9 protein-coding genes are annotated in these 9,341 nt (G+C 71.0%); 8 read left to right on the plus strand and 1 reads right to left on the minus strand.

Translation table 11 applies throughout. From position 1 onward, the window contains the following. Positions 1–66 precede the first annotated feature (66 nt). On the plus strand, positions 67–1,047 hold the full coding sequence (locus tag ACIBSW_RS38690; RefSeq protein WP_354729622.1) for an aldo/keto reductase: 981 nt from the start codon (positions 67–69) through the stop codon (positions 1,045–1,047). On the opposite strand, the gene ACIBSW_RS38695 is transcribed toward ACIBSW_RS38690, so the two are convergent. After that, positions 1,044–1,490, minus strand: a complete 447-nt coding sequence (locus tag ACIBSW_RS38695; protein WP_354729620.1) for a hypothetical protein — start codon at positions 1,488–1,490, stop codon at positions 1,044–1,046. The two genes, ACIBSW_RS38690 and ACIBSW_RS38695, sit on opposite strands and share 4 nt — an antisense overlap. Positions 1,491–1,989: 499 nt before the next feature. Here ACIBSW_RS38695 and ACIBSW_RS38700 point away from each other — a divergent pair, with 499 nt between their 5' ends. The 7 genes from ACIBSW_RS38700 to ACIBSW_RS38730 all read left to right on the plus strand — a co-directional run bounded on the left by ACIBSW_RS38700 (position 1,990) and on the right by ACIBSW_RS38730 (position 9,181). Next, the gene (locus tag ACIBSW_RS38700; RefSeq protein ID WP_354729618.1) at positions 1,990–2,235 is read left to right on the plus strand and encodes a hypothetical protein; all 246 of its coding nucleotides are present in this window, start codon (positions 1,990–1,992) and stop codon (positions 2,233–2,235) included. Positions 2,236–2,615: 380 nt separating this feature from the next. Continuing rightward, on the plus strand, positions 2,616–3,641 hold the full coding sequence (locus ACIBSW_RS38705) for an ABC transporter substrate-binding protein (RefSeq protein ID WP_354729616.1): 1,026 nt from the start codon (positions 2,616–2,618) through the stop codon (positions 3,639–3,641). Next, complete coding sequence (locus ACIBSW_RS38710) at positions 3,638–4,465, plus strand: ABC transporter ATP-binding protein (RefSeq protein ID WP_354729614.1); 828 nt, start codon at positions 3,638–3,640, stop codon at positions 4,463–4,465. The genes ACIBSW_RS38705 and ACIBSW_RS38710 overlap by 4 nt, the downstream gene beginning before the upstream one ends. After that, positions 4,458–5,348 carry an ABC transporter permease gene (locus tag ACIBSW_RS38715; protein ID WP_354729612.1) on the plus strand — a complete coding sequence of 297 codons (891 nt, stop codon included), beginning with the start codon at positions 4,458–4,460 and terminating at the stop codon, positions 5,346–5,348. Before ACIBSW_RS38710 ends, ACIBSW_RS38715 begins: the two co-directional genes overlap by 8 nt. A 14-nt stretch (positions 5,349–5,362) precedes the next feature. Next, positions 5,363–6,277, plus strand: a complete 915-nt coding sequence (locus ACIBSW_RS38720; protein WP_354729610.1) for a TauD/TfdA family dioxygenase — start codon at positions 5,363–5,365, stop codon at positions 6,275–6,277. Continuing rightward, positions 6,274–7,635: an LLM class flavin-dependent oxidoreductase gene (locus tag ACIBSW_RS38725; RefSeq protein ID WP_354729608.1), complete on the plus strand. Its 1,362-nt coding sequence runs from the start codon at positions 6,274–6,276 to the stop codon at positions 7,633–7,635. The genes ACIBSW_RS38720 and ACIBSW_RS38725 overlap by 4 nt, the downstream gene beginning before the upstream one ends. 91 nt (positions 7,636–7,726) lie before the next feature. Beyond that, positions 7,727–9,181, plus strand: coding sequence for an MFS transporter (locus tag ACIBSW_RS38730; protein WP_404799594.1), 1,455 nt, complete (start codon positions 7,727–7,729; stop codon positions 9,179–9,181). Positions 9,182–9,341: the final 160 nt, after the last annotated feature.

The raw sequence follows: 9,341 nt of genomic DNA on the forward strand, positions 1-9,341 counted from the left end.
CAGGCAACCCGCCTGCGGGCCTCGGCCGTCCGCGCGCCTTGATAGCGTCGTCGGCAGGAGGACGACATGGACACTCGAACGCTCGGCCAGGGACTGCGGGTCTCCGCACTCGGCCTCGGCTGCATGGGCATGAGCCAGGCGTACGGGCCGAACCCCGGCGACCGCGACGAGATGATCGGCGTCCTGCGCGGCGCCGTCGAGGCCGGCGTCACGTTCTTCGACACCGCCGAGGTGTACGGCCCCTACGTCAACGAGGAGCTGGTCGGCGAGGCCCTCGAACCGCTGCGCGACCGGGTCGTCATCGCCACCAAGTTCGGCTTCGACATCCGCGACGGCCGCATGCACGGCGTGGACAGCCGGCCCGAGCGGATCCGCCGGGTGGCCGACGAGTCGCTGCGGCGGCTGCGCACCGACCGGATCGACCTGTTCTACCAGCACCGGGTTGACCCCGCGGTGCCCATCGAGGAGGTCGCGGGCGCCGTCGCCGAGCTGGTCGCGGCCGGCAAGGTCGCGCACTTCGGGCTCTCCGAGGCCGCGGCCGGCACCATCCGCCGCGCGCACGCGGTACACCCCGTCACCGCCCTGCAGAGCGAGTACTCGCTCTGGACCCGGGACATCGAGGACGAGATCCTGCCGGTCCTGGACGAGCTCGGCATCGGCCTGGTGCCGTTCAGCCCGCTCGGCCGGGGCTTCCTCGCCGGCGCCGTCAGCAGCACGACCGATTTCGCCGCCGACGACATCCGCGCCACCATCCCCCGGTTCACGCCGGAGAACCGGGCCGCCAACCAGGCGCTGGTCGAGCTGGCCGGGCAGGTCGCCAAGGCGCACGACGCGACGCCCGCGCAGGTCGCCCTCGCCTGGCTGCTCGCCCGCCGCCCCTCGCTCGTGCCGATTCCCGGCACCCGGCGGCGCTCGCGCCTCGAGGAGAACCTCGGCGCCACCCGGCTCGACCTGTCCCCCGCCGACCTCGCCTCGCTGGACCAGGCGGCCACCCGCGTGGCGGGCGCCCGCTACAACGAGGCGATGCAGCGCATGGTGGAGCGCTAAGGCCTGTTACGGCGGGAGATCCGCCAGCTGGCGGCGATGGAGGCGACCACGATCAGCACGCCGGCACCGACGCCGACCTCGGCCAGGTGCAGCTGCCCGGGGTGGTCCTCCGCCACGGCGGTCTCGGCGAGGCTCTCGCTGCGCCAGATCACCGCGGTGCCGATCCCCGAACCGCCGAGGAACACCACGAGCGGCTCGCGGCCGATGACGCCGACCGTCCACTTCTTCGTCTCGGGGTCGTAGGTCGCCCCGATGGAGCCGCGCACCTCCGCCCGGTCCGGGTGCAGCTCCTCGCCGGGTATCAGCCGCAGGTCCTCCTCGGGACCGGGTTCGACCGCGACGTCGTCGTCGATCAGGTACCGGACGTCGTCGTCCGGCGGCCGCCGGACCTGTACCCGTCGCGTCGGCTCGGGCTCCTGCTGTATCCGGCGCCCGGCCGTCATCCGCCATAGCTTGCCCAGTTGCCACACAGGCCTTCCCCCTCGGTTCCGCATGGCCGAAAAGTCTGTTGAATTACCTCCATAAATCCCATCACTGTCTGCTGTTAAATGTAGATTCGTCAGGCTCCGTGCGGCAACAAGGAGTCTCCCCGGAATGGCTTTCGACGACGCGAAAAACGGATACTCGGAACACCGGGGCGGTAATGCCTTTCCGGCGGTGCCGCTAAAGGCGTACCAGAGCCCTCCGCTCCAGGTCAGCACGTAGTTCTGTCGGAGGTTGTACGTTCCGTTGGACGGTTCCGGAGCACAGGTTAGAGTGGCCGGAGAGGTGCGTAGAACAGGTACCTGCGACCAGTAGTCGCGCCCGCGGAAACCGAAAGATCACCGCGCCGCGACCGAGCGGGCATTGAATGCCCCCACCTCCGGGCGGAGGATGAGCAGGTGCCCTTTGCGGGGCCGTTACTCAGTGGGCGTCAGCCCGCTCTAGGAGCAGGAGAGACGCATGGCGAGCGCGGAAGTGGGAGAGCGAGCGGAAACCGGCACCACACTGACGAAGTTCACGATCAACCTGGTGCGGCGCGCCGTCCGCGCGCTGGAGGTCGCCACCCAGGTGACCGGCGACAACCGGACCGACACGTTCAATCGGGCGATCCAGGTCTACGCCTACATCGTCAAGGCCGAGGACGAGGGCAAGTCGGTCTTCATCGTGGGGCCGGACGGCAGCAAGGAACGTCTGCTCCTCACCTGACCAACCGGGCGCGAGGGTGGGGCACCCCGGCCCCACCTGCGGCGCATCGCCATATCCCATCCAACCTATGGGATATGTATGTGAGCTGGATCACAAAGTAGCTGACGCGAGCGGTCCGCGCCCCATAGGTTGCTCACATGAATCGAAGCAAGCGTCTGACCCGGCGCCGCTTCGTCGACTATCTCCGGGTGTGTACCTGCGCCTGTTGAGTCCGACGGCGGCCGCACACAGCTCTCCAGTCATCTGACGACGCCGTCACCGCTCACCCACCACCGCCGCCTGCACTGACGCACGCGGCGCGATGAAACCTGCCCTCCCACCGACCGGCGGTCCACACCGGCCGGTCACTGCCACATACCCAGCGCGAGGAGCGTTCCCCCATGAAGACACCCAGATTCGCCGTCGCCGCCTCCTTGGCCGGCGTGCTGCTTGCCGCGTCCGCGCTCTCCGCCTGCGGTTCGTCCGACGACGCCGGCGGCGCTCAGACCAAGGAGCTGCGCTATCAGGGCTGGGTGGGTCAGGTGACTCCGGCCGAGCTGGCCGAGGACCTCGGCTACCTCGGCGACGTGAAGCTCAAATGGATCGGCAACACCATCAGCGGCCCGCAGGACATCCAGGCCGCGACCACCGGCGACATCGACTTCGGCGGCGCGTTCAACGGCGCGATCGTCAAGCTCAAGGCGTCCAAGGCGCCGATCACCGCGGTGATCGGCTACTACGGCTCCGACAAGGACAGCTACATCGGCTACTACGCGCTGGACGGCAGCCCGATCAAGACCGCCAAGGACCTGATCGGCAAGAAGATCGGCGTCAACACGCTGGGCGCGCACTCCGAGGCGATCACCAAGACCTACCTGAAGCGCAACGGCCTGACGCCCGAAGAGATCAAGCAGGTCGAGCTGGTCGTGGTGCCCCCGGTCAACACCGAGCAGTCGCTGCGCGCGGGGCAGATCGACATCGGCGCGCTCAGCGGCCCGCTGCGGGACAAGGCGCTCGAGCGCGGCGGGATCCGCGCGCTGTACACCGACTTCGAGCTGCTCGGGCCGTTCACCGGCGGCAGCTACGTGCTGCGCGACGACTTCCTCAAGAAGAACCCGGACACCGTGCACACGTTCGTCACCGGCACCGCCAAGGCGATCGAGTGGGCCCGCACCGAGCCGCGCGACACCGTGGTCGAGCGATTCCGCACGATCATCTCCAAGCGCGGCCGCAACGAGGACGACAGCCAGCTCAAGTTCTGGAAGAGCTGGGGCGTGGCCGGCAAGGGCGGCACGATCACCGACGCCGAGTTCAGCGTCTGGATCGAGTGGCTGGACAGCATCGGCGAGCTCAAGAACGACAAGCTCAAGCCCTCCGACATCTACACCAACCAGTACAACGAGCTGGCGGGCGGTGCTGCCCAGTGACCACCCCGAAGATCAAATTCGACAACGTAGGCAAGATCTTCCAGGCCCGCGGGACGACGGTCACCGCGCTGCAGGAGATCAATTTCGACGTACGCGCCGGGGAGTTCCTGGTCATCGTCGGCCCTAGCGGCTGTGGCAAATCGACCCTGCTCGACCTGCTCGGCGGCCTCGCGAAGCCGACCAGCGGCCGGTTGCTGGTCGACGACCGAGAGATCACCGGTCCCGGCCTGGACCGCGGCGTCGTCTTCCAGCAGTACGCCCTGCTGCCGTGGCGTACGGCGCTGGGCAACGTCGAGTTCGGCCTGGAGGCCAAGCACGTCGCCCGCCGGGAGCGCAAGGAGCGGGCCCGCGAGTACCTGGACCTGGTCGGGCTCTCGGGCTTCCACGACCGGTACCCGCACGAGCTCTCCGGCGGCATGAAGCAGCGGGTGGCGATCGCCCGCAGCCTCGCGTTCGACCCGGACGTGCTGCTGATGGACGAGCCGTTCGCGGCGCTGGACGCGCAGACCCGCGACGGGCTGCAGGACGAGCTGCTGCGGATCTGGGAGAAGACCGGCAAGACGGTCGTCTTCATCACGCACGGTATCGAGGAGGCGGTCTACCTGGGCCAGCGGGTCGCGGTGATGACCGCCCGTCCCGGACGCATCAAGCAGATCGTGGACATCCCGATCACCGCCCGTTCGGCCACCGAGGACCTGCGCTCCGACCCGCAGTTCGCCCGGTACCGGCGCGAGATCTGGACCCTGCTGCGCGACGAGGTGACCAAGGCCCGCAGCGAGGAGCTGGGCCCGGACAACAAGACGAAGGAGCCGGCCAGTGTCTAGCCTCACCGAATCCCCGGTCGCGGTCCGCCAGGCGCCCGCGCCCACGCCCGCACCGGTCGCCGCACCCGCCTCCCCCGTGGTCGCGCCCGCGGCGCCGGCCGGGTACCCGCTGGCCCGCCGCGTCCTGCGCGGCGCCGGTACCGTGGCCACGAGCCTGGTCGCGGTCGCCGCCCTCGCGGCCGTCTGGGAGGTGTTCCCCCGGCTCGGGGTGGTCGACGCGACGTTCCTGCCCCCGCTGTCGGAGGTGCTGAGCGCCTGGTGGCAGCTGCTGCTCTCGGGCCAGCTGTGGGAACACACGAGTGCGAGCCTGACCCGCTCGCTCGCCGGGTTCGGCCTGGCCGTCGCCGCGGCCATCCCGCTGGGCCTGCTGATCGGCTGGTACAAGCCGGCGGCGACGCTGCTCAACCCGCTGCTGGAGGTGTTCCGCAACACCGCCGCGCTGGCCCTGCTGCCGGTCTTCGTGCTGGTCCTCGGCCTGGGCGAGACGTCCAAGGTGGCGATCATCTTCTACGCCTGCTCGTGGCCCATCCTGCTCAACACGGTCAGCGGCGTACGCACCGTCGACCCGCTGCTGATCAAGTCGGCCCGGTCGCTCGGGCTCGGCCCGCTGCGGCTGTTCCAGAAGGTGGTGCTGCCCGCCGCCGTGCCCACCATCTTCACCGGGATCCGGCTGGCCGGCGCGTACTCGATCCTCATCCTGATCGCCGCCGAGATGGTCGGCGCCAAGGCCGGGCTCGGCTACCTCATCAACTACGCCCAGTACAACTTCGCCGTGCCCGACATGTACGCCGGGATCATCACGATCTCCGCGATCGGCCTCGTCGTGAACCAGCTTCTGATCATCGCCGAACGCCGCTTCTCCACGTGGCGCACCACCAGCTAGGAAGGAACCGCATCATGACGATCGCTCCCACCACCCCGGACGTGCGCCGCATCGGCGGCCGCATCGGCGCCGAGATCGTCGGGGTCGACCTGTCCCGGGACATCGACGCGGACCTCAGCGCCCGGCTCAACACCGCGCTGGTCGAGCACAAGGTGCTCGTCTTCCGCGACCAGCACCTCGACGACGAGGCGCACCTGCGGTTCGCCGGCTCGTTCGGCCCGCTGACCACCGCGCATCCCACCGTCCCGTCGGTGGACGGCCAGGCCAACATCCTGGCGGTGCAGGGCGGCGAGGGCGCCCGCGCCAACGCCTGGCACACCGACGTGACGTTCGTGGTCGCCCCGCCCAAGGCGACCACGCTGCGCAGCCTGGTGATCCCGCCGTACGGCGGCGACACCCTGTTCGCGAACACCGCCGCCGCCTACGCCGACCTGCCCGAGCACCTGCGGCTGCTCGCCGACCGGCTGTGGGCGGTGCACACCAACGACCACGACTACGCCGAGCACCCGCAGTTCCGCACCACCGAGGCCGAGGAGTACCACAAGGTCTTCGTCGGGCAGCGCTACCGCACCGCGCACCCGGTGGTCCGCATCCACCCCGAGTCCGGCGCGCCCAACCTGTTCATCGGCGGCTTCGCGAGCAGCATCATCGGGCTGTCCCAGACCGAGTCGCGCGACCTGCTGCGCCTCTTCCAGTCCTATGTGACCCGGCCGGAGAACACCCTGCGGCACCACTGGTCGGTCGGTGACGTGGTGGTCTTCGACAACCGGACCACCCAGCACTACGCCGCCGACGACTACGGCGACCTGCCGCGCAAGCTGCATCGGGTCACCGTCGCCGGCGACGTGCCGGTCGGCGCGGACGGCGCGAAGAGCCGCGTGCTCGAGGGCGACGAGGCCGGCCACTACACCCCGCAGGCCGCCCGATGAGCCGCCGGCCGGGACAGCTTCACCTCAACGCGTTCCTGATGGGCGTCGGGCACCACGAGGCCGCGTGGCGGCTGCCCGAGAGCGACCCGCACGCCGAGGTCGACGTCGAGCACTACAAGAACCTGGCCCGCATCGCCGAGCGGGGCAAGCTCGACTCGCTCTTCCTCGCCGACGGGCCGGTGCTCTGGGACCAGGTCGGGCGCCGCCCGTCCGGGGTGCTCGAGCCGACCGTCCTGCTCACCGCGCTCGCCGGGGCGACCGAGCGGATCGGCCTGATCGCCACCGCGTCGACCACCTACAACGAGCCGTACAATCTGGCGCGGCGGTTCGCCTCGCTCGACGTCATCAGCGGTGGCCGGGCCGGTTGGAACATCGTCACCACGGCGAACCTCGACGCCGCCCGCAACTTCAACCTGGACCACCTGCCGACGCACCGGGAGCGCTACGAGCGGGCCACCGAGTTCGTCGACGTCTCGCTCAAGCTCTGGGACTCCTGGGACGACGACGTGGTGCTCGCCGACAAGGCCAGCGGCGTGTGGGGTGACCAGGAGAAGATCTATCCGCCGGAGCACAACGGCAAGCACTTCCGGGTGGCCGGCGCGCTCAACGTGCCGCGCACCCCGCAGGGCCACCCCCTGCTGGTGCAGGCCGGCTCGTCGGAGAACGGGCGCAACTTCGCCGCCCGCTACGCCGAGGCGATCTTCACCGCGCACCAGACGCTCGCCGACGCGCAGGAGTTCTACGACGACATCAAGCGGCGCGCCGCCGAGCACGGCCGCGACCCGGACCACGTCAAGGTCCTGCCGGGTATCGTGCCGCTGATCGGCGCGACCGAGGCCGAGGCGAGGGAGCTCGAGGCCGAGCTCAGCCGGCTGATCCGGGCCGAGACCGCGCTGCCCATCCTGGCCGAGCTGCTCGGCGTGGACATCGCCGACCTGCGGCTGGACGAGGAGCTGCCGGCGAACCTGCCGGCCGAGGAGGAGATCGAGGGCGCGAAGAGCCGCCGCACGCTGGTGGTCAACCTCGGCCGCCGGGAGCGGCTCACGGTCCGCCAGATCATCGCCCGGATGGGCGGCGGGCGTGGGCATCTCACCTTCGCCGGCACGCCCGCGCAGGTCGCCGACGCGATCGAGTCCTGGTACGACAACGGCGCGGCGGACGGCTTCAACATCATGCCGCCGGTGCTCCCGTCCTCGCTCACGCGCTTCGTCGACGAGGTGGTGCCGATCCTGCAGGAGCGCGGCCGGTTCCGCACCGAGTACACCGGGCGCACGCTGCGCGAGCACTACGGTCTGCCGCGGCCCGCCAACCGCAACACCACCGCCAAGACCGCGGCGCCCGCCGCGGCGTTGCAATGAGCAACTTTCAACCTGGCCCCGGGCCAGAGGTATCCGAGCCGTTGACCGCTGCCAGGCGCTGCCGCCCGGCCACGTTGAAAAAGGCTCAGTCTTGACCGAGGTCCCGGTCCTCGGCGACGGTCCGGCGGCGCAGGCGCCCGCCGGACCGCCGCCGGGGCGGTCGAACCTGACCGCGCCCCGCGCGCCGGCGATCCTCGCCGGGCTCTGCCTGGCCACCTCCGCCTACTCGGTGCTCCAGTCGCTGGTGGTACCCGCCCTCGGCGTCTTCCGACGCGAACTCGGCACCACGCCGTCGGGCGCCGCCTGGATCCTCACCGCGTTCCTGCTCAGCGCCTCGGTCTCGACGCCGCTGCTGGGCCGGCTCGCCGACCTGCACGGCAAGCGGCGCGTCATGCTCGGCGCGCTCACCGCCATGAGCGTCGGCTCGACGATGTCGGCGCTCGCCGACAGCCTGGGGCCGATGGTCGCCGGGCGGGCCGTGCAGGGCCTCGGCGGCGCGGTCTTCCCGCTCTGCTTCGCCCTGATCCGCGACCACCTGCCGCCCGAGCGCCGCCCCCGGGCGTTCGTCGCGGTCTCCACCGTGATGAGCGTCGGCGGCGCCGCCGGCACGGTAGCGGCGGGGCCGCTGCTCTCGGTGGCGTCGTCGCGCTGGCTGTTCGGCATCCCCGCGCTGCTGTCCGCGCTGTCCGCGATCCCGGTGGCGGCGCTGCTGCCGCGGGGCACCCGGCGTCACGACGGCGGCCGCGTCGACTGGCCCGGCGCGGTCCTGCTCGCGACGTGGCTCGGCCTGCTGCTGCTGGCGATCAGCCTCTCCGGCACGTACGGCTGGGCCTCTCCGCAGGTCGCGGTCCCCGGCCTGGCCGTGCCGGCGCTCGCGGCGCTGTGGGTGGTCGTGCAGCGCCGGGCCCGGCATCCGCTCGTCGACCTGCGCACCCTGGCGCTGCCGACGGTGCGCGCCACCAACGCCGCCACCCTGCTGCTCGGCGTCGGCATGTTCGGCTCCTGGATGCTGGTGCCGCTGCTGGTCGCCCAGCCCGCGAGCAGCGGGATCGGCTTCGGCGCCAGTCCGACCGTGGTCGGGCTGGTGATGCTGCCGACGGCGCTGGGCACGCTGCTGGTGATGCCCGTGCAGAGCCTGCTGGTACGCCGGCACGGTCCGCGCGCCGCGCTCGCGGCCGGAACGGCGACGGCCGGAACGGCGTACCTGATGCTGGCCCTGCTGCACGGCACGCTCGCGCAGGTGTGCGTCGCCGTGCTGGTGATGGGCGCGGGGGTCGGCCTGGCCTTCGCGGCCGTCGGCGCGCTGGTGGTCGAGGCGGTGCCGCGCGAGCAGACCGGGGTGTCCGCCGCGATCAACACCGTCATGCGTACGGTCGGCGGCAGCCTCGGCGCGACCCTGGGTGGAACCGTGCTCACCTGGTCCGCGGGGGCCAGCGGCGTGCCGAGCCCGCGGTCCTACACGATCGCGATGGTGGTGTTCGCGGCCTCGCTGTTCGCCGCGCTGCTCTGCACGCTCCGGATCCCCCGCCCGGTCCCCGTGCCCTGAACGCGGTCGAGCCGCCCGGCGGGTGCCGGGCGGCTCGTGGGGAAGTGCGGGTGGTGCGGGGTGGGTCAGGCGATCTTGACGTTGAAGATCGGGTTGGCGGCGAGCTTCTTGAACGCGGCCAGGTTGTTCTTCGTGCTGTCGATGCTGATGTCGCGGTTGC

The organism is Actinoplanes sp. NPDC049668, from assembly GCF_044465445.1.
Taxonomy (GTDB): domain Bacteria; phylum Actinomycetota; class Actinomycetes; order Mycobacteriales; family Micromonosporaceae; genus Actinoplanes.

Excerpts from the sequence above, each read along its gene's own strand:
- ACIBSW_RS38705 (WP_354729616.1), top strand. The coding sequence starts at position 2,616 with ATGAAGACACCCAGATTCGCCGTCGCCGCCTCCTTGGCCGGCGTGCTG.
- ACIBSW_RS38700 (WP_354729618.1), top strand. The coding sequence starts at position 1,990 with ATGGCGAGCGCGGAAGTGGGAGAGCGAGCGGAAACCGGCACCACACTG.
- ACIBSW_RS38690 (WP_354729622.1), top strand. The coding sequence starts at position 67 with ATGGACACTCGAACGCTCGGCCAGGGACTGCGGGTCTCCGCACTCGGC.
- ACIBSW_RS38720 (WP_354729610.1), top strand. The coding sequence starts at position 5,363 with ATGACGATCGCTCCCACCACCCCGGACGTGCGCCGCATCGGCGGCCGC.
- ACIBSW_RS38695 (WP_354729620.1), bottom strand. The coding sequence starts at position 1,490 with ATGACGGCCGGGCGCCGGATACAGCAGGAGCCCGAGCCGACGCGACGG.
- ACIBSW_RS38725 (WP_354729608.1), top strand. The coding sequence starts at position 6,274 with ATGAGCCGCCGGCCGGGACAGCTTCACCTCAACGCGTTCCTGATGGGC.